We start from the raw sequence: 19,285 nt of genomic DNA on the forward strand, positions 1-19,285 counted from the left end.
GAGATGCAGATGCCAGGTCGGGTTGCAGGCAAAGTCGCGTTCATCACGGGCGCGGCGCGGGGGCAGGGCCGAAGCCATGCCGCGCGGCTGGCTCAGGAGGGTGCGGACATCATCGCGGTCGACGTGTGCCAGCCCTTCGACAACTCCCCGGCGCCGGCGTCCACGGCGGACGACCTCGCCGAGACAGCCGACCTGGTCAAAGGCTTCAATCGCCGGATCGTTACCGCCGAGGTCGATGTCCGTGATTACGACGCACTCAAGGCCGCCCTCGACAGCGGTGTCGAGCAACTAGGCCGGCTCGACATCGTCGTCGCCAATGCCGGCATCGGCACCATCGCCCCCAAGCTGCACCGTATGGACGAGAGCCTCTGGCAGCAGATGATCGACGTCAACCTCAGCGGCGTCTGGAAGTCAGTCAAAGCCGCGGTGCCACATCTGCTTTCATCTGGCGGCGGCTCGATCGTGCTTACCAGTTCAGTCGCCGGACTGAAGGCCTACACCCACACCGGGCACTACAACGCCGCCAAACACGGAGTGGTCGGGTTGATGCGGTCCTTTGCCGTCGAACTCGGCCCGCAGAACATCCGGGTGAACACGGTCCATCCCACCCATGTGAACACGCCACTGTTGATCAACGAGCAGACATTTCACTTGTTCCGGCCCGACTTGGAAAATCCTGGCCCGGACGATCTGGCGCCGATCTGCCAGACCTTCCACACCCTGCCAATCCCCTGGGTCAACGCCGAGGACATCAGCAACGCCGTGCTGTTCCTGGCCTCCGACGAGGCGCGCTACATCACCGGCGTCACCCTTCCCATCGACGCGGGCAGCTGCCTCAAGTGACCATCACCGCCGAAACCGCTGTCTATTACGACCCGTACGACGTCAACATCACCGCCAACCCATACCCGATCTTCAGTCGCCTGCGTGACGAAGCACCGTTGTACTACAACGAGCGCTACAACTTCTGGGCCATCTCGCGGCACGCCGATGTCGAAGCGGCGCTGTCGGATTGGGAGACGTTCTCCAACAGCCGAAGTGACATCCTGGAACTAATCCAGTCCAAGTTCCCGATGCCGCCCGGCGTGATGATGTTCGAGGATCCGCCCAAGCACACCATGCTCCGTGGCGTGATGTCGCGGGTCTTCACCCCGCGGCGGATGGCGGCCATCGAAGACCAGATTCGCCGTTACTGCATCCGGTGCCTGGACCCGCTGGTGGGGTCCGACAGTTTCGACATCATCGCCGAATTGGCTTCGATGATGCCGATGCGGGTGATCGGCATGCTGCTGGGTATCCCCGAGGAAGAGCAGATCGGTGTGCGCGACGCCAACGACGCCAACCTGCGTACCAAAGCCGGCACGCCCATGAAAGTGGCCAACCCCGACGCCATCGCCGATGGCCGCATCTACGCGGACTATGTGGACTGGCGCGCCAAAAATCCCTCCGACGACCTGATGACCTCGTTGCTCAACGTCGAGTTCGAGGACGAAAACGGGGTCACCCGAAAGCTGACCCGCAAAGAGGTGTTGCATTACACCCAGGTGGTCGCCGGGGCGGGCAACGAGACCACAGGTCGGCTGATCGGCTGGCTGGCCAAGGTACTCGCTGAGCACCCCGACCAGCGTCGCGAAATCGCCCAGGACCGTTCCCTTTTGACACGCGCGGTCGACGAGACGTTGCGCTTCGAACCGACCGGCCCCCACGTCGGCCGGTACACGATCCGCGATTTCGAACTCTACGGAACTACGGTGCCGGCTGGCAGCGCGGTGCTGCTGCTATTCGGCGCTGCCAACCGAGACCCGTTGCGCTACAACGATCCTGACATTTTCAACATTCATCGCAACAACATCTCACATCTGACCTTCGGCAAAGGGGTGCACTACTGCCTGGGCGCGAACCTGGCCCGCCTGGAGGGCAGGGTCGCCCTTGACGAACTGCTCAACCGGTGGCCCGAGTGGGAGGTCGACTACGAAAGCCTCAAGCTCGCGCCGACCTCGACGGTGCGCGGCTGGGAACGGTTGCGCATCGTCGTCGGATGACGGGATTCCCTGCCTGTCAGCACCACCGACAACCCGACCAACATGCGAAGCACGCAAACACATTCGGCACGATTCAAGGGAACCGATCGACCCGGATCGCCGCTAGTTCATGAGCGGCCACTGCACACCGACCGGCGCCGAGTTCAGTCGGCCGGCGCCTCGACGGCCGCTCGCCGACTCGGACGGGCCGCACCCCATAGCCCGACGCCGATGCCCACTGCCGCCCCACCGAGCCCGACGAGCCGTTGCGCGGGTTTGAGCTGATCGTGCACGCTCAGCCCGCCGATCAGATCGGCCGCGTCCGCACCGCCGGACGCCAGGAACCAACCGCGGGTGTTCTTGCCGCGCAACGCCGCAGCGGCAAGTAGACCGCCGATCAGCGCGTCGCGATATCCCATGGAGCGCAACAGCAGTTGCGCAGTTGCTGTTTGATCGTCGGGATCGCCCCACAGCTTGTTTGACTTGACCGGGTCGATGAGGAACGACATGCCCGACGCCAGTCGGATGCTGCCCGCAACAAGTGCGGCACGATCGATCGACATGAGCGGAGCTTAGTCTTCCCTCATACCAACGGAGAAGGGGTGCAGAATGACGTGGCAGATTGTGATGGTCGTCTTGTCATTGAGTATCGCGGCCGTCGCAGGATTGGGTTGGATTTTCACCCGCAAAGAACCTGCCCGACAACGCCGCCGGACCGTAGCGCTCGGCTCCCTGGCAGCTGCGGCGATGTTCTTCGTGTTGGGTTCGTTCACGATGGTCGGAACACGCCAGATCGCGATCATCACGACTTTCGGCCGTCCCAACGGGGTGAGTCTGAACAACGGATTTCACGGCAAGTGGCCCTGGCAGGTGGCCCACCAGATGGACGGCGCGGTACAGATCGACAAGTACGTCAAGCACGGTGACCACGACGAACGCATCCTGGTGCGACTGGGCAACCAATCCACCGCCCAGGCCGACGTCAGTATTCGCTGGCAAATCAAACAACACGCCGCGCCCGAACTCTTCCAGCAGTACAAGACGTTCGACAACGTGCGCATCAACCTGATCGAGCGCAATCTGTCGGTCGCCCTCAATGAAGTGTTCGCCGCGTTCAACCCACTGGACTCACAGAATCTCGATGTCTCGCCGCTGCCGAACCTGGCCAAGCGTGCCGCCGACATCATGCGCCAGGACGTGGGCGGCCAGGTCGACATCTTCGACGTTAATGTGCCCACCATCCAGTACGACCAGGGCACCGAGGACAAGATCAACCAGCTGAACCAGCAGCGGGCCCAGACCTCGATCGCGCAGGAGTCACAGCGCACTGCCGAAGCTCAGGCCAGAGCCAACGAAATCCTGTCCCGCTCGATCAGCAACGACCCCAATGTTGTTGTGCAGAACTGTATTACAGCTGCGATAAATAGGGGTATCAGTCCCCTCGGTTGTTGGCCGGGCACTTCCGCCATGCCGACCGTCTCGGTGCCACCCGGCCGGTAGCGAGGGCATAGGGTTGATACCCATGCAGAACCCGTTCGCAGACGCGCTGCGCGGCCGCTGGGTGGGCCGACGAGGGCGGCAGGCGTCCTCGGTCGACGTCGCTGAAGACTTCGAGGACGAAGAAACCAAAGCCACCGACGCCGCGCTCGACGCCGTCGAGCTGCCGTCGGCGGATCCCGCGCTGCTGCTGCAGAAGATGGAGAACCGGCTGGTCCGCAACCACTTGAACAACGACGTCATGAGCGTTGAGCAACTACGCAGACTGCGTTACATCCTCAACTTCGCCCGACTCGCCGACTTCGAACCCGGGGCGGCCGGCCCGGGTGGCAGCCGCGGGCGCGGAGACGTGTCGGTAGGTGCCGAGATCGGGCCTTGGCGGTCCAGGGTCGTCGACGCACTGTATGAACCGTTGCGCGAGGAGTCGGACCCGGTCAAAGCGCTGACAGCGGCTCGGGAGATGTTGCCCGCTCTCAGCGAGGATCAGGACGACCAGCGACGTGTGCTGATCGAACGTCACCGCAACGACTTCTCCGCCGTCGAACTCGACACCGAAGTCGGCTACAAGAAGCTCGTCACAGTCATGGGCGGTGGCGGGGGCGCCGGTTTCGTCTACATCGGCGGGATGCTGCGCCTGTTGGAGGCTGATCAGCTGCCCGACTACATGATCGGTTCGTCCTTCGGCTCGATCATCGGCAGCCTGGTGGCCCGCGAACTGCCGGTGCCGATCGAGGAATATGTCGCGTGGGCCAAGACGGTGTCCTACCGAGCGATCCTCGGCCCTGAGCGGATGCGCCGTCGCCACGGCATGGCTGGTTTGTTCGCGCTGCGATTCGACCAGTTCGCTCAGGCCCTGCTCAGCCGCGAGGACGGCGTACGCCTTCGCATGTCGGACCTGGCAATCCCTTTCGACATCGTGGTCGCGGGGGTACGCAGACAGCCATATTCCGCGCTGCCCTCCCGATTTCGGCGGCCCGAACTAGCGGCATTGCAGGGACGGTCAATCCCGTTCCGCCCCATCGGAATCGGGCCCCTGGTGGCGGCTCGGATGTGGCAGGTCTCGGCATTCATCGACTTGCGGGTCGTCAAGCCGATCGTGATCAGCGGCGACGATCCCGCTCTTGACTTCGACGTGCTCGATGCGGCGTCGTTCTCCTCGGCGATCCCCGGTGTGCTGCATCATGAGTCGAGCGACCCGCGGATGCTGCCACTGCTGGACGAACTGTGCGCGGAACGGGAGGTCGCAGCGCTCGTCGACGGCGGTGCCGCGAGCAATGTGCCGGTCGAGTTGGCCTGGAAACGGATCCGCGACGGGAAGCTTGGCACCAGGAACGCCTGCTATCTGGCATTCGATTGCTTTCACCCGCAATGGGATTCGCGGCACCTGTGGATGGCCCCGATCCTGCAGGCGATCCAGCTGCAGATGCTGCGCAATCTGCCCTACGCCGACCACCTGGTCCGCTTCGAGCCCACCCTGTCGCCGATCAACCTCGCGCCGTCCGCAGCGGCTATCGATCGCGCCTGCAAATGGGGACACAACAGCGTCGGCAAAGCCATTCCGGTCACCACGGCACTCCTGCAGCCGACCTGGTGGGACGGGGACGAACCCGCTGCCGCCGGTTCCAGAGATCGCGTGCGCGCGAAGTCGGTGGCATCGTCGATGAGTTCGGTGATGGCTGCCCTCCAGGCTCCCGGTGGACGGGTGGCACGGTGGCGTGACCGCTACCTGACCTGAGGCCGCGGACCCCGCGGTCTAACATGACCTCATGGTCGACCCGGTCGGGGGCGCTGACTACAACACCGGCGCGCATGCGGACTCGGCGAGTCTTGCATGGTCTAGCGGTACCGAAGTTCCAGACATCCAGAGCGTGCCGCCGGGTGGGGTCCCCGATGATGCACTCGCTGAACCCGCGATCGTGGAACAGTCATGGGGCACCGTATTGGGCAGATCGGTGGCGGTGCTGCTGATCTGCCTCGGGGTGGCTGCGGTGATCGTGGTCGTGGGTCTGGTGCTGCTCCGAGACCCCTCTCCCGACGCTGCCCCGGCGCGCACCACCGCCGCTCCGACGGCGCCGGCCACCACCACGGCCATCGTCTCTGATCCCGAACAGGACAGCCGCTACATCGCGGCCCTCAATGAGAAAGGCATCGTCTTCGCCAACCCCGATGTGGCCGTCTCGAACGGCAAGGCGGTGTGTCAGAGTTTTGCGGCCAGAATGTCGGTGGCAGAAGTGGTGGCAGAGTTCCGGGCAAGCAGTCCCGACTTCAGCGCACACGCCGAAGACATTGTCGCCGTTTCCGTTCGGGCCTACTGTCCGCAATACAGCAAACTCGTCGCGGGAATGTAGGAGCCGACATTGCCCGTTGAGAGGACAGGTGAGAGCCCGTTGCGGGTGGCAGTCATCTCCACCGGCGGCGTGGGCAGCATCGCAGTGCGGGTCATCGCCCGACGCGCCAACTACGACCTGGTCGGGGTGTGGGTGCACAGCCCGGAGAAGACCGGGCGGGATGCAGGTGAACTGGTCGGGATCGACCCCATCGGTGTGAACACCACCGGCGAACTGGACGACATCATCGCGTTGCAGCCGGACTGCGTCGTCTACACCGCCGCCAGCCCGGAAATGGACGCCCCCGCCGTGCGCGATTACGTGCGGTTCCTGTCCGCCGGCATCAACCTCGTCACCACCAACACCCCGGGCATGATGTTTCCCGACAGCTGGATTCCGCACCTGGCCGCCGAGGTGCGCGAGGCCGCGCTGGCCGGCGGCGTCACCGCCTACACCTCGGGCATCGAACCGGGGTTCGCCGGTGTCCAGTTGGCCGTGCTGCTGTCGACCCTGTCCAGCAGTATCAAATCCATTCGCACGCAAGAGATTTTCAACTACTCGCAATATCCGAACACCTACGTGATGTTCGACGCGATGGGCTTCGGCCGGCCGTTGGACTACACACCGTTGCTGTCCCTCAATGGCGCACAGCAGTTTGCGTGGGGTCCGCCGGTCAACATGGTCGCCCGCGCACTGGGCATCACGCTGGACGAGGTAACCGAAACTTACGAGCGGGTCGCGACCCCACGTGAACTGGTGGTGGCGAGCGGGGTCATCGCTGCCGGTACCTGCGGCGCGATCCGGGCGCAGACCATGGGGATGGTCGGTGGCCAACCGGTCATCACCATCGAACACGTCAACCGGATGGCTCCCGACCTGGCGCCGGAGTGGGCCAGCGCACCGAACGGCACGTACCGCCTCATCATCGATGGCGAGCCGAAGATCACCTGCGACTTGCGACTCGGGGCGGCCGACACACCTGCCGCAGCCAATGACGCCGGGATGGAGGCCACTGCCATGCGGGTCGTCAATGCGATCCCCTACGTGGTTGCCGCGCCGGCGGGCATCGCGACCTCACTCGACCTGCCGATCACCGCGCCGCGGCACGCGCTGGTCAGTCCGTAACCGCCCGGAATGCGCTGACCAACTCCGACAGCACCTCGCCCGCCTGAGCAGGATCGGCGGGCAGCGATCCGGAGAGGCGGATGTCGGTGGCCCCATCGGCCAGCAGCTGCGGAACCACCGCGACCGACGCCTGCACGTCGACCGAGCGATCCGCGCCCCTTACCAGCGCCGCGGAACCCTGCACCTGAAGATCACCCGGGTCTCCCCCGGCGTCGACGATCGCCTCCTTCATGGCCGGGATAGCGCCTCGGAGGTCACTGATCGCCGGACCCCAAGGGATCCAACGGTTTCCGAACCGGCTCAACCGACGGGCGACCGCCGGATTGACCGTTCCACTGACCCAGATGGGTATGCCCCCGGCCTGCAATGGTTTGGGCATCTGATGGATGCCGTCGAAGGACAAATCGGGTGCGTCGTACGCGCCGCGTTGCTGCGTCCACAACGTCTGACACACTTCCAGGGTGTGGTTGAGGAGTCGTCCACGTCGTTCGAAGCTAAGCCCTGCGGCCTCGTATTCCTCACGCTGCCAACCGATTCCGACTCCGAGGTCCACCCGCCCGCCGGACAACACGTCAAGGGTGGTCAACTGCTTGGCCAGCACCACCGGACGTCGAAGCGCGGCCAGCAGCACTCCGGTGGAGAGCCGGATGCGGGTGGTGGTGGCGGCTACCGCGGTCAGGAAGATCAACGGTTCCAGCCAGTGACCGTCAGGTCCTGTCGGTTGTTTGCCGCCGGCGGTGCCGCCGGCGGCGGGGTCGCTGTACGCGGCGAGGTTTTCCCCGAAGACGACGTGGTCGGAGACCACGACCCGGTCGACGCCGGCGGCGTCCATTGCCTGCGCCATATGCAGCGTCGCAGCCCAGTCCTCGTCGGAGCGGTCACTGAAGGTCCGCAGGTACAGCGAGAGTTTCGGACGTTGCGTCATAGGCGTCGAGCCTACGGCGCGGACCTCGAGCCGTCCGGGGGAAGGGTTCGCACAGAGCATCTCCCTCGGTGTCCGCGTCGACCGCGAATCCCAGCCCACCCGATCTTGTTCCCGACCGGTACGCGGCGCCTGCAATATCTGCATGCCGAAAGCGGTCACCCCTCGGAGCGCAGCTCCCACGGCTCGTCCCAGTGGTCCGTGACGGCTACTTCAGTCAGGGGTTTGCGCCGCACCAACCTGTGTCTGCCCTTGGGCCAGCCGACCGTCAGCAAAGATGCGATCTGCCAGTCGGCGGGCACACCTGCCACGGCACGCAACTCCGCCTCACACGAGTAATGCCACAGCGTGATCGCTGCGCCCAGGCCCTGCGCGCGCGCCGCGAGCAGAAAATTCTGCACGGCGGGATAGATCGAACCACCCTGCTGGAGCTCAGCTGCCCCCGGCTGAGGCTGGATGCAGAACATGACGAGCGCAGGTGCCGACCCGCCGACGCGGGTGTGCTCGGCCATCGTGCGCAAGGCACGCGACCGCGGATCGTCGGCGGCATCCTCGGGCACCGAAAGGCCGTAGTAATCAGCCAATGCCTGCCACGTCCTGGCCGCACCGGCCGTGACAACTTCGCGAGCCTCGGCCGATCTCAGCACCACGAATTTCCACGGCTGCTGGTTGGCTCCGGACGGCGCCCAAGTGGCAGCGAGCAGGCACCGCTCGAGCACTTCGTCGGAGACGGGTTCGTCGCGATACCGCCGAACAGTTGACGCGGTCCGCATGACCTCCCAGAGATCGACAGGTGCCGCGCTCATGCCAGCGTGGCCCGCTGCAGCACACCTCGCCACGTGCCGCCCCGCATCGGTCCGGTGACCAGCGGCAGATCGAGGGTCGACAACAGGCCGGGCGGAGCGGCGATGACCGCAGGGATGGCGTTGAGCTCGCGCATCACGGTCGCATAAGTCAAGCCGCGCATATTGTTTCCGCGACCATGCATTTCGATGTCAACGGTATAGGTGGGCAACCCGTCCACGATGACGCGGTAGCCGCCGTGCGGTGAGGGATGTCGCGGCCAGTCCGGGGCCGATCCGTTACCCATGCGAGTGATGTGTTCGAGCACGATCCGCTCCTCATCGTCCACGATGCCGGCGAGCTTGAACCGCATCCCGCCCATGGTGCCTGGCTCGATCCAACCCGACGCGACCTCGTAACGCTCTGCAGCGAGCCACTTCTCGATTGTTGTCTCGACCCGGTCGAGTGGGAGGCCGACACCGTCCGCGACCAGGTGGACGATAGGAGCCCATAATGCGGCGAGCCGTTCGGTGTCGAAGAGCGGTGCCGGGTGGTCGGGGGTGTGTCCAAATCCCATGAATTCGAACATGATGTCGGGCTGGTCGATCGGCCCGTAGTCAAGGATCTCGAGCATGGTGATCTTGTCGACACGACTGCTGAATCCGGTCATCGTCAGCGCAATGACGTCATTGGCCCAGCCGGGGTCGACACCACTATTGAAGAAGCTGGTATTGCCTTCCCGGCATGCCGACTCCAACAGTTCGGCGGTCTCATGGTCTGCCGCAGGTGGGTAACACAGCGGCACCAGGGAGGTACACACCACATGCTTGCCCGCGCGTAGGCAACGCGCGATGTCCTGTGCGGCCTCGTGATAGCGATAGTCACCCGATGCGAAGTAGGCCACTACATCAGCGTCACCTGCGAGTGCGGCAGCGATGTCCCGGGTGGCGATGACCCCGGTTGCGGGCATTCCGCACAAGTCGCCGGCGTCGCGCCCCTCCTTGGCATCGGAGTACACGAGCACGCCGGACAGCTCCAGACCGGGATGGGTGATCAAGGCGCGCAGCGCACCGACCCCGACCTGCCCGGGACCCCACAGGATCACCCGGGGTTTGCACTGCTCGTCGCCACTCATGTGCACCTCTCCACCGCTAACTAGGCGTGAGAACATATCCTCTCAGATAGTGATAACACCATTACCAGGTATCCACGACGTGGCGGCGGCGTCCGAGCACGGACGATCGGCCACCTGCGTCGATTCTCGTCGGGCACCACGATCCAGGTGGGGACCAGCGAGTGCAACGCACCATCGTCCCAACGTGGAACCCGGGCTACCCCGTCAGCTTGCGCACCCGCCGAGTCGCCGTCGCGCGCGGAGCGGCTTTCCGCGGTGCCTTGGACTTTGCGCTGGCAGCGGGCGGGCTGATGGCTTGTTTGCACCACGCCCACAGCTGTTCCTCGGTCAACTTGGTTCCCCTGCCGCCGAGACTGAACACCCCGATCTGTGCCAGCGCGGTGAGAGTCGTGTTGAGCAGGGTTGTCAACTGCGCCGGCGTCAGATCGTCACGCACCAGTCCCGCACGCGCGCAGGACGTGATGATCTTGGTCAACAATTTCAGGTGCGGTTCCCACACTTTGGCGAAGTCGGCCGGACGCTCGATCTCCAAGCTGAGGTTGTAGATGGTCATCACCCGACCGCCTACCGCCTCGGAAGTCTCTGCGCGATACAGGAACCCGCGGCAGAATGCCTCCAGTTGCTCCATCGGACCTTCCGCGGCGGCAACCTCCTGGCGGATGTTCTCGGTGAACTGACTGGTGACGTTCTCGTACAGCGCCAGCATCAGTTCTTCCTTGCCGGCGAAGTGCTGATAGAAGGCCCGCAGGCTCAGATTGGACCGGTCGATCAACGCCTGAATCGTGAAGTCGGCCTTGCCCGACTCTTCGACCAATTCCAGTGCCGTGGCCAAGAAGCGGGAACTGCGGGCAAGAGCCCTCGCTCTCGCGGTGCTCAAACGCCGCTCGATGGTGCGTTCCTGCCACGTCGTGGACGTCTCGACGGTGGGATCGACTATTTCCAATCCGGCTTCAGGTTTCTCGCCGGCGCTCTTCTTCGCAGCCATGATGCACATCAGAATACGCGTAGGTTGCCGGAGTTTGCGTGCTACCCACGATGATGTCGGCAACCGACAGCGAGAGCACCGTCGCCGTCCTACCGGGTCTCGCGCGCCGCGAGTCAGCTCTTGCGGTACCGTGAAAATGGCCGTTCTCGCTTGGGGGAATCAACATGCTACAGCTTGGACCCGCAGGCCTTGCTGAAGGAGTGCAGCGTTGAGCGCAGACATCCTGATCGTCTCGCCGGACGATCACCTGGTGGAACCTGCCGACCTTTGGACCAGTCGGCTGCCCGAGCGCTATCGGGACATCGGGCCGCGGATCGTTCGCCTGCGCGGACGCATGGACCCGACGGTCACTTCCGACGTCGCATTCGTCGAAGACAAGGACGGTCGCGACGCCGACATCTGGCACTACGAAGACGCGGTCATCCCGATCCCGCTCATCAGCGCGGCTGCCGGTTATGAACTCGACGAACTCAGCACCGACCCGATCACGTACGACGAGATGCGCCCTGGCTGCTTCCGGCCGGCTGACAGGCTTGCCGATATGGACCTGGCCGGCATCGAGGCCTCGGCCTGCTTCCCCAATACGTTGGTCCGCTTCTGCGGCCAGCGCTTCCTGCACGGTAAGGACAAGGAACTCGCGCTGCTCTGCGTGCAGGCATACAACGACTTCCAAATCGACGAGTGGGGCGGCGATTCCGGCGGCCGGCTTATCCCACTCGGCATCATCCCGCTGTGGGATGTCGAACTCGCCGCCAAGGAAGTGGCGAGGGTGGCCGCCAAAGGCATGCCCGCCGTCTGCTTTTCCGAGTTGCCGTCTCGGCTCGATCTGCCATCGATCCACAGCGGCTACTGGGACCCGTTCTTTGCCGCGTGCGAGCGCAACAACGTGGGCATCATGCTGCACATCGGGTCGAGTTCGTCGCTGACCAAATCTTCCCCCGACTCACCACACGTCGTCACCAGCGCGCTGATGGCCGTCAATTGCACTATCGCGCTGGTTGATTGGCTGTTCTCTGCCAAGCTCATACAATTTCCCAACCTCAGGATCGCCTTCGCCGAGGCGCAAGCGGGGTGGATCCCCTATTACCTGCAGCGTGTCGATGAAGTGTGGGAGGACCGCCGCGCGTGGGGTGGCATTCATCCGCTGCTGACGGAACCGCCGAGCGACCAGGTTCCCGGACGCGTCTACTTCTCCACCTTCGGCGACCCGGTCGCATTCCGCATTCTCGACCTGGTCGGGCCGGACCAACTCATGTTCGAGACCGACTACCCACACAACGACACCAATTGGCCCAGAAGCCTCGAGGTCGCCAATAAGGCTACGGCTGGCCTGGATCAGGAAACCAAACGTAAGGTGTTGTCCACCAACGCGAAAAGGTTCTTCGGCCTGGCTTAACGAGCTTGCCAGTCCGGCTTGCGCTTCTCCAAGAAAGCACGCGGACCTTCGACGGCGTCCTTGGTCAGAGCCACCTTCATGCGGTAGTTCTCCGCGAGCAGTTCGGCCTCGTAGATGGGCAACGACAAACCCTTTCGCACTGCCATGCGCGAACCCCGCACCGCCAGTGGCGCATTCGAGTTCACCACGTCAGCGATCTCCCAGGCACGCTCCATGAGCTGGTCGTGAGGTACCACTTCGGTGAATACACCGAGGTCGTAGGCGCGTTGCGCGTCCAGACTCTCGTGCTTGCCCATCAGCACCAATCGCATCGCGACCGGCAACGGCAGGATGCGGGCCAGCCGGACCGCTTCTCGACCCGACGAAACCCCGATGCTCACATGCGGATCCATCAGCGTCGCACGCTCGGAGGCCACGGTGATGTCAGCGGTAGTGACCAAATCCAGGCCCGCGCCGCACGCGACGCCGTTCACCGCACAGATGATGGGTTTGGTCATCTGCAGCCACGGCGGCGTGGCTTCCTGGGGGGCGTCCCACTGCCGCATCGAGCTCAGGATCGGTTCGCCCTGATTGTCGATACCTGCCGCGTTCTCCATGTCGTGCTCAGCGGCCTTTTTCATGTCCGCTCCGACACACAACGCGCGGCCGACACCGGTGATGATCATGGTCCAGATATCCTGCGAACGCTCAATTTCCGCGTACGCAACGTTGAGTTCGGCACTCATCTCGTCGTTGATCGCGTTGAGCACTTCAGGGCGGTTCAGCGTCACACACGCGGTGTGATCCCGAACCTCGACCTCAATGGTGCCGTAATCCGTCACGTGTGCCCCTAGTCGCAAATCACTGGTGGGATCGTTTGTTTGACGCGGGTGCTCGGTCGGACGCCCAGGATGTCTTCGAATCGGTCGCAATACCGTGGCCAGACATCGGGATTCAGCAGTCTCGGCGGCATGCCGCCGTTGAAGATCGTCTGCCACTGTGTGGCTGTGGCGATAGCAAGGTCGCGTGCAGCTTCGACGGTGATGCCCGCGGTGTGCGGAGTGGCGACCACATTGTGCAGACCCAGCAATGGATTGTCCGGGCGGGGCGGTTCCTCATGGAACACATCGAGACCTGCGCCGGCAATGCCGCCGTCCGCCAGTGCCTCCGACAACGCTTGTTCATCGTGCACGGGTCCGCGTGCGGTGGTGATGAAGAACGCGGTCGGCTTCATCGCAGCGAACTGCTCCTTGCCGAACAACCCTTCCGTCTCAGCGGTCAGCGGACACGTCACCTGAACGAAATCGGCTCGGGCCACCAGTTCGGCGAGCGAAACGGACTGTGCGCCACGGCTCTGCGCAGTCGGTTGGTCGACATACGGATCGAAGGCAAGGACCTCCATGCCGAACGGCGCGCACAGCTCCGCCAGGCGAGTGCCGATGGCGCCGAGTCCGATTACGCCGAGCGTCTTTCCGAGCAGCTGAGTGCCCCGCAGGGCCAATCGATCATAACGGGACCCATCGCGTAGTAGGCGATCAGCGACGGTGATCTTCTTAGCCAAATCGAGCATGAATCCGAGAGCATGTTCGGCTACCGCTTCGGCGCCCGGACCGGAGTTGTTGCACACCGCGATTCCCGCTCTTGTGCACGCGTCGACATCGATCACGTCATAGCCGGCACCCGCCGAGCAGACCGCCAGTAGCTGCTGGCAGCGTTGCACCATTTTGGGTCCGACCAGCCACTGCGCACCGTCGGCGAAGGGCGCGACATCGGTGCGGGTGGCCACCTGATAGCCGTGGGCGCAACCGAGTGCCGCCCACCCTTGCTCAGGTGCGTCCAGATCGAGCCTGACGACATCGACATCGGTTGATTCGAGAATGTCGCCGGCCACCGGATCGGTCCAGCGTTCGAAGACCAGTCGCGGACGAGTCGTCATCGCTTGACGTTTGGCTTCGCCTGGGCAGCCTTGAACATGTCAGCGAGGGCCGCGTCGACGTTCTTGTAGTCGTTGCGCGCGATCGAACCATCGCGGCCCGACACCACGTCGTAGCCCAGCCGCAGATCTTTGTTCTCCATGTGAAAGTACTCGCGACCGATGGGCAGCCGCCGGTCCTGGCGAGGCACCTCCATCCAGGCGCGCAGAAAGCACCGCGCCTTCTTCGGGTCGGTGCTGCTGACGAAATCGGACCTCGAGTGACACATCGCAAAGTTGTTGGCGACGGCGGCTTCGCCGGACTCGAGGCGGAACTCGACCTGTTGTTCGACAAGGACATTGCGCAGCAGCTCGATTGCCTCAGCCTGTTCGGCGGTGAATTCCCGACCGAGTGTCTTCATGGCGGGCAGGATGCTGCTGTAGGTGAAGTTGATGCAGATCCGCCCGTCGATCTGGGAGAACACCGGCACATCGTACGGCGTCACATCGGGCTGATCGTCCGGCTGCTCACTGCGCCGGTGGTGCGGGAAACCCTGGTACAGAACGCCTAACAGGTCCGGACGCTCAGCCAGCAGCCGATTGTGTGCGGCCGGGCCGCTGGCGAACTGACTCTCGCCGCCCTGGGCGGCCGGATAGACGCACAGCAGCGACAGGATGTCGGCGGCGTCGTTGTGCATGGCGAGCTCGGCCCGCGACTTGGTGCCGCGGGCAGGTTGCACTCCGCCCGGCAGCACCTCCTCCTGCACCCGCACCATGCGGTGCCCGAAGGAATTGTTCGACACCAGATAGCCCAGATGGGTACAGAACGCCCAGTAGATGCGTTCCAGGTCTTCCACCGAATGCTGCTCGACGGGAAAGCCGCGTACGCATGCTAGACCCTTGCCGAACATCAGCTCCGAGTAGAGCCGCGCAAGATCCTCATCAAGGTCGGGATGCCGGGCGTCGTCAGGACTGATGTCGTCGCGGTCCTTGGATGCGGTCTTGGCCAAAATAGATTCCAGCGCAGCCACATTGCGCGAGGACAGGTCGAAGGCAAAGTCCTCTTTGCCTTCGAAGTCCGCACCGGTCCAGCCCATCGGGTCGGTGACCTGTTCGGTGAAGATGGCGGTCGGCATCCGGTCCTCCTGTTGTCCGTCAATCGTCGCTGCGGCTCCCGAGTGCACGGAGCGCCTGCGCACGGTTGGTGGCGGCTTCGGTCATCATTCCGACGTCCGTTCCCGCCGAGATGAATCGCAATCCCAGTCCTATGTAGCGTTCCAGCAGGTCGAGGGACTTGATTCCGGCCACACCGAGCGCCACGCCGTGCTTACGGCAAGCCGCCGCAACCGATTCTACTGCATGGCGGAAATGATCATTCTCATACTGGCCGTGGATACCCATCTCGGCAGTCAGATCACTCGGTCCGATCAGGATCATGTCGATGCCGGCCACCGCGGCAATCGAATCAGCCGCCTGCACCCCTTGCGGCGTTTCGATCATCACCGCCACTACCGTCCTGCGTTCCAGCGTCTCAATCAGTTCCGAAGCCGGCTGCACGACATAGCCGCTGACCGCGTTGGGGCCCGAAATCGATCGGTGCCCGACGGGCGGGAAGCGGGCCGCATCGACGACGCCTTGAGCTTGTTCACGTGAATTTATATGCGGCACAATGACACCAACGGCTCCGACATCCAAGACCCGCGCGATGAAGCTGGGGTCCTGGGACGGCACTCTCACCAGACCCGAGATACCCGCCGCCAGTGCGCTGCCGCACAGCAACTGCGCCGTTTCCAGGGACGTAGAGGTGTGTTCGAGATCGACGTAGACCGCGTCGTATCCACACGTCGCGGCGATGGCGGGCACATCCGGCGTGCGGGCATTCTGCAACGCGAGGCACAAAACCAGCGAATCGCCCCGCAACGCTTCCCGCAACGCTCCCGTCATAGGCTCACCGTAGCCGATGTGAGAATACCGTTTCCGTCATCTGGGTAATGACCGTTATCAGTGGTCGCTACAATGTGGTACCCATTAGCTATGCCGTCCGACCGCGTCGCCATCGTGGGCGTCGGCCTGTCGGACTGCGGGCGCGTTCCCGACAAAACCGCCATGGCGCTGATGGCGCAATCCTCGCGTCGCGCCATCGCGGACGCCGGCCTGACCAAGGACGACATCGAAGGTTTCGGTGGGCACGGATCCTTGCTCCCGCCGGCAGAAGTCTGCGAATACCTCGGTCTGCGACCTTCCTGGGTCGACGCCACCAATGTCGGTGGTTCTTCGTGGGAAGTGATGGCTCGTCATGCGGCGGCGGCGATCACGACGGGCGAGATCGACGTCGCGCTGTTGACCTACGGATCAACCGCACGCTCCGACGTCAAGCGAAGAATACGCGCGTCGGCAGCTGCGCTGGATGCCGGTGGCGCACTGCAGTACGAAGCGCCTTACGGCGCAACCCTGATCGCCAAGTACGCGATGGCAGCCAGGCGCCACATGGTCGAATTCGGTACCACCGTCGATCAACTGGCTGAAGTCGCCGTCGCTGCCCATGAGTGGGCGGTGATGAACGAGAACGCTTTTGAGCGCGACCGCATCACCGCGGCCGACGTCGCGGCCGCGCCGATGCTGGCTGACCCGTTCACCACCAAACATGTGTGTCTGCGCACCGACGGTGGTGGCGCGGTGGTGTTGGCCAGCGAGCGGGTCGCGAAAAATTCTTCCCACGAACCGATCTGGATCCTTGGTGCCGCCGATGCGACGTCACATGTGAGCATGAGCCAGTGGCCTGACTTCACCACCTCCCCGGCGGCAACGTCGGGGCCGCGTGCGTTCGCACAGGCCGGGGTGCGCCCGGCTGAGGTCGACGTGTGCCAGCTCTACGACTCGTTCACGTCCACCGTGCTGCTGACCGTAGAAGACCTCGGCTTCTGCGCAAAGGGCGAGGGGGGACCGTTCATCGGGTCCGGTGCCCTGCGTCCCGGCGGCGCACTGCCGACCAACACCGATGGCGGTGGCCTGGCCTCGTGTCACCCGGGCATGCGCGGCATGTTCCTCATGGTGGAGGCGGTCAAACAGTTGCGGGGGGAATGCGGATCGCGCCAAGTCCCCGACGCGCAGGTGGCCTGCGTCCACGCTATGGGTGGGTTCTTTACCCACAGCGCCACAATGATTCTCGGACGACGGCCGTGACCGACCGGCCGACGATTGACACCGACAGCCAAGCATGGTGGTCGGCGGTCCAGGATCGGACGCTGATGGTCAACGCGTGCCGCGCCTGCGGCAAGACGTCCTTGTACGTCCGGCCGTTCTGTCCACACTGCTGGAGTGAGGATGTCGCGTTGGCGCCGGCGAGCGGACGGGCCCGCCTCTACACCTGGAGCGTGGTCCACCAGAACGCGGCACCCTTCGATGCGTGCACGCCCTACCTGCTTGCGATGGTGGATCTCGAGGAGGGACCCCGCCTGATGACGGTCGTGCAGGATTGTCGCGCCGAGGATCTACGCGCCGAGATGGAAATGGAAATCGCCTTCCGCACCGACGACGACGGCTTCGTCATCCCTGTGTTTCGACCCGCCAACGCCGAGTAGCGGCAGGACGGTCGACCTCCCACCGCGGCATCAAGCTTCATCGGGCACCGGCCCGTGCTCCTATCTCGTAATATCGATGAAACGGATCACCGTCCCGCCGATCCTTCACCCCTTCATTTGGCATCAGCCAGGCGCTCGGCGATCAGTCGCCGACGTCCCTCGGCTGCAACGTGGAGTTTCGCGCGCTCGACCTTGCCATTGGCATTGACGGGCAGCGGCTCGGTCCAGATGACCAGTTCCTCGGGCAGCTTGTACTTCGGCAGCCCCGCCGACGTCAGCGCAATAACGGCGTCGGCCAGTGACATCTCGACGCCGGGTTCGAGCACGACAGCCATCGCCAGACGTTCGCCGGTGATGGCGTCGGCCACCGAGTAGGCGGCGCACTCGCGGATACCCGCGATCCGCGACACCGCATCCTCCACCTCCGCAGCAGGGATCTTGAGCCCGTTGCGAATCACAATGTCCTTGATGCGGCCGATGATTCGCACGCGGCCGTCTACCAGTTCCGCGATATCCCCGGTGCGGAACCATTCGCCGTCAAAAGCAGCTACGTCGTCATCGCTGTCGGTGTAACCAAGAAACGTGTGCGGGCCACGGATACAACACTCTGTCGGCTCTGCCACCGAACCGACCCGCACCTCGACATCGTCGAGCGCCGCCCCGTCGTCGGCATGTCGCAAATCCCTGGCTTCGTCGCGCAAGCCGGCCGTGCTCACCGGCACTTCCGACGAGCCGTAGGCACGCATGACCACGACGCCGAAATCGTCCTCGATACGTTCGACGATCCGACGGTCCAGCATGGTGCCGCCCAAGAAAACCGCCCGCAACGGCACGGTGGACTCCTGTCCCACTGCGCTGTCAAGCATTCTGTCCAACAACCGATCTGGTCCCCCGTACCACGTCGCACCCGAAGTGACCATCAGATCGCTCGTCGACGCAGGATCCCACCGATCCTCGAGGATTACCGGTATCGCCAGCATCGGCCCGATGAACAGGGCCTGCACCACTCCGGTCACCGACGCCAGTGGACTGACGAGCAAGATCCGGTCATCAGACCCGAGACCGGCCGCCGTGATGTAGTTGGCCGAGGCTTTGGCCAAGGTGCTCAGCGAGTGGATGACGCCCTTGGGTCGTGACGTAGTGCCCGAGGTGTACAGCACGAGACATGGTTCATCGGCGGACCGCGAGGGGCGCGAGGGTGTGACGGCACCGGCGGCCGCGGCCGTCTCGATCCAGCGACACTCAGGCACCTCGGCAGCCCAGTTCGGCGCCGCCCCAAGGTGCGCGCCGGTGCGCGTGATGATGTCCGCAACCTGCGCGGCACCCGCACTGCGCGGTACCAGCAACACCACTGCGTCGACGCGCAACGCAGCGTGCACGGCCACCATCGACTCGACGTCGTTGCCGACCACCACCACTATCGGGCGCCCGGGCGTGACACCCGCGTCGGTCATCGCCTGAGCGGCCGAATCGATGCGTTCATCCAGTTCGGCATAAGTCATTTCAACCGCTCGCCCGGCCACCGCGAGCCGGCCGGGATACCGCGCCGCGGTGCTACGCACCAGATCGACAGGCGTCGCCGACCACAGGCCCGCCGCGCGGTAACGAGGGCGCAAGGCCTC

18 protein-coding genes and 1 pseudogene are annotated in these 19,285 nt (G+C 64.2%); 9 read left to right on the forward strand and 10 right to left on the reverse strand.

Annotated features, from left to right (window positions below; translation table 11 throughout):
* The first annotated feature begins 9 nt into the window (after nucleotides 1–9).
* Both AC5Y3Z_RS01625 and AC5Y3Z_RS01630 read left to right on the forward strand, forming a co-directional pair.
* The gene (locus AC5Y3Z_RS01625) at nucleotides 10–843 is read left to right on the forward strand and encodes a mycofactocin-coupled SDR family oxidoreductase (RefSeq protein ID WP_473139028.1); all 834 of its coding nucleotides are present in this window, start codon (nucleotides 10–12) and stop codon (nucleotides 841–843) included.
* Nucleotides 840–2,042, forward strand: coding sequence for a cytochrome P450 (locus AC5Y3Z_RS01630; protein WP_473139029.1), 1,203 nt, complete (start codon nucleotides 840–842; stop codon nucleotides 2,040–2,042). The genes AC5Y3Z_RS01625 and AC5Y3Z_RS01630 overlap by 4 nt, the downstream gene beginning before the upstream one ends.
* A 143-nt stretch (nucleotides 2,043–2,185) precedes the next feature.
* Here AC5Y3Z_RS01630 and AC5Y3Z_RS01635 read toward each other — a convergent pair whose 3' ends face one another.
* Nucleotides 2,186–2,584, reverse strand: coding sequence for a DUF4267 domain-containing protein (locus tag AC5Y3Z_RS01635; protein WP_463827717.1), 399 nt, complete (start codon nucleotides 2,582–2,584; stop codon nucleotides 2,186–2,188).
* Nucleotides 2,585–2,630: 46 nt separating this feature from the next.
* Between AC5Y3Z_RS01635 and AC5Y3Z_RS01640 the strand changes: the two genes are divergently transcribed.
* Genes AC5Y3Z_RS01640 through AC5Y3Z_RS01655 form a run of 4 tightly spaced genes read left to right on the forward strand, consistent with a single transcriptional unit; the run spans nucleotide 2,631 to nucleotide 6,970 of the window.
* Nucleotides 2,631–3,521, forward strand: coding sequence for an SPFH domain-containing protein (locus AC5Y3Z_RS01640; RefSeq protein ID WP_463827716.1), 891 nt, complete (start codon nucleotides 2,631–2,633; stop codon nucleotides 3,519–3,521).
* A gap of 22 nt (nucleotides 3,522–3,543) precedes the next feature.
* Entirely contained in the window at nucleotides 3,544–5,253 is a 1,710-nt protein-coding gene (locus AC5Y3Z_RS01645; RefSeq protein ID WP_463827715.1) for a patatin-like phospholipase family protein, read from the forward strand.
* 31 nt (nucleotides 5,254–5,284) lie between these two features.
* The gene (locus AC5Y3Z_RS01650) at nucleotides 5,285–5,866 is read left to right on the forward strand and encodes a DUF732 domain-containing protein (protein ID WP_473139030.1); all 582 of its coding nucleotides are present in this window, start codon (nucleotides 5,285–5,287) and stop codon (nucleotides 5,864–5,866) included.
* A 9-nt stretch (nucleotides 5,867–5,875) separates the two neighbouring features.
* The gene (locus AC5Y3Z_RS01655) at nucleotides 5,876–6,970 is read left to right on the forward strand and encodes an NAD(P)H-dependent amine dehydrogenase family protein (RefSeq protein ID WP_473139031.1); all 1,095 of its coding nucleotides are present in this window, start codon (nucleotides 5,876–5,878) and stop codon (nucleotides 6,968–6,970) included.
* On the opposite strand, the gene AC5Y3Z_RS01660 is transcribed toward AC5Y3Z_RS01655, so the two are convergent.
* From AC5Y3Z_RS01660 to AC5Y3Z_RS01675, 4 genes are all read right to left on the reverse strand, one after another.
* On the reverse strand, nucleotides 6,960–7,895 hold the full coding sequence (locus AC5Y3Z_RS01660; RefSeq protein WP_473139032.1) for a TIGR03619 family F420-dependent LLM class oxidoreductase: 936 nt from the start codon (nucleotides 7,893–7,895) through the stop codon (nucleotides 6,960–6,962). The genes AC5Y3Z_RS01655 and AC5Y3Z_RS01660 overlap by 11 nt on opposite strands.
* 155 nt (nucleotides 7,896–8,050) lie before the next feature.
* Nucleotides 8,051–8,698, reverse strand: coding sequence for a nitroreductase family protein (locus AC5Y3Z_RS01665; RefSeq protein ID WP_473139033.1), 648 nt, complete (start codon nucleotides 8,696–8,698; stop codon nucleotides 8,051–8,053).
* The gene (locus tag AC5Y3Z_RS01670; protein ID WP_473139265.1) at nucleotides 8,695–9,780 is read right to left on the reverse strand and encodes an NAD(P)H-dependent amine dehydrogenase family protein; all 1,086 of its coding nucleotides are present in this window, start codon (nucleotides 9,778–9,780) and stop codon (nucleotides 8,695–8,697) included. Before AC5Y3Z_RS01670 ends, AC5Y3Z_RS01665 begins: the two co-directional genes overlap by 4 nt.
* 226 nt (nucleotides 9,781–10,006) lie before the next feature.
* The gene (locus tag AC5Y3Z_RS01675) at nucleotides 10,007–10,795 is read right to left on the reverse strand and encodes a TetR/AcrR family transcriptional regulator (protein ID WP_473139034.1); all 789 of its coding nucleotides are present in this window, start codon (nucleotides 10,793–10,795) and stop codon (nucleotides 10,007–10,009) included.
* Nucleotides 10,796–11,003: 208 nt separating this feature from the next.
* Here AC5Y3Z_RS01675 and AC5Y3Z_RS01680 point away from each other — a divergent pair, with 208 nt between their 5' ends.
* Nucleotides 11,004–12,191 (forward strand): amidohydrolase family protein, encoded by a 1,188-nt coding sequence (locus AC5Y3Z_RS01680; RefSeq protein WP_473139035.1) that lies wholly within the window; start codon nucleotides 11,004–11,006, stop codon nucleotides 12,189–12,191.
* Here the strand turns inward: AC5Y3Z_RS01680 and AC5Y3Z_RS01685 are convergent.
* From AC5Y3Z_RS01685 to AC5Y3Z_RS01700, 4 genes and pseudogenes are all read right to left on the reverse strand, one after another.
* Nucleotides 12,188–13,012, reverse strand: a complete 825-nt coding sequence (locus AC5Y3Z_RS01685) for an enoyl-CoA hydratase/isomerase family protein (protein WP_473139036.1) — start codon at nucleotides 13,010–13,012, stop codon at nucleotides 12,188–12,190. The genes AC5Y3Z_RS01680 and AC5Y3Z_RS01685 overlap by 4 nt on opposite strands.
* Nucleotides 13,013–13,020: 8 nt before the next feature.
* Nucleotides 13,021–14,106, reverse strand: coding sequence for a hydroxyacid dehydrogenase (locus AC5Y3Z_RS01690; RefSeq protein ID WP_473139037.1), 1,086 nt, complete (start codon nucleotides 14,104–14,106; stop codon nucleotides 13,021–13,023).
* On the reverse strand, nucleotides 14,103–15,218 hold the full coding sequence (locus AC5Y3Z_RS01695) for a TauD/TfdA family dioxygenase (RefSeq protein ID WP_473139038.1): 1,116 nt from the start codon (nucleotides 15,216–15,218) through the stop codon (nucleotides 14,103–14,105). The genes AC5Y3Z_RS01690 and AC5Y3Z_RS01695 overlap by 4 nt, the downstream gene beginning before the upstream one ends.
* A gap of 19 nt (nucleotides 15,219–15,237) precedes the next feature.
* A pseudogene (locus AC5Y3Z_RS01700) lies at nucleotides 15,238–16,066 on the reverse strand (HpcH/HpaI aldolase family protein).
* A gap of 50 nt (nucleotides 16,067–16,116) precedes the next feature.
* Here AC5Y3Z_RS01700 and AC5Y3Z_RS01705 point away from each other — a divergent pair.
* On the forward strand, nucleotides 16,117–17,265 hold the full coding sequence (locus AC5Y3Z_RS01705; protein ID WP_473139039.1) for an acetyl-CoA acetyltransferase: 1,149 nt from the start codon (nucleotides 16,117–16,119) through the stop codon (nucleotides 17,263–17,265).
* Nucleotides 17,262–17,663 (forward strand): Zn-ribbon domain-containing OB-fold protein, encoded by a 402-nt coding sequence (locus tag AC5Y3Z_RS01710; RefSeq protein WP_473139040.1) that lies wholly within the window; start codon nucleotides 17,262–17,264, stop codon nucleotides 17,661–17,663. The genes AC5Y3Z_RS01705 and AC5Y3Z_RS01710 overlap by 4 nt, the downstream gene beginning before the upstream one ends.
* 113 nt (nucleotides 17,664–17,776) lie before the next feature.
* Here the strand turns inward: AC5Y3Z_RS01710 and AC5Y3Z_RS01715 are convergent, their stop codons facing one another.
* A complete protein-coding gene (locus AC5Y3Z_RS01715; protein WP_473139266.1) occupies nucleotides 17,777–19,279 on the reverse strand; it encodes a class I adenylate-forming enzyme family protein in 1,503 nt (500 codons plus the stop codon).
* Nucleotides 19,280–19,285: the final 6 nt, after the last annotated feature.

This window comes from Mycobacterium sp. NGS61, assembly GCF_059812325.1.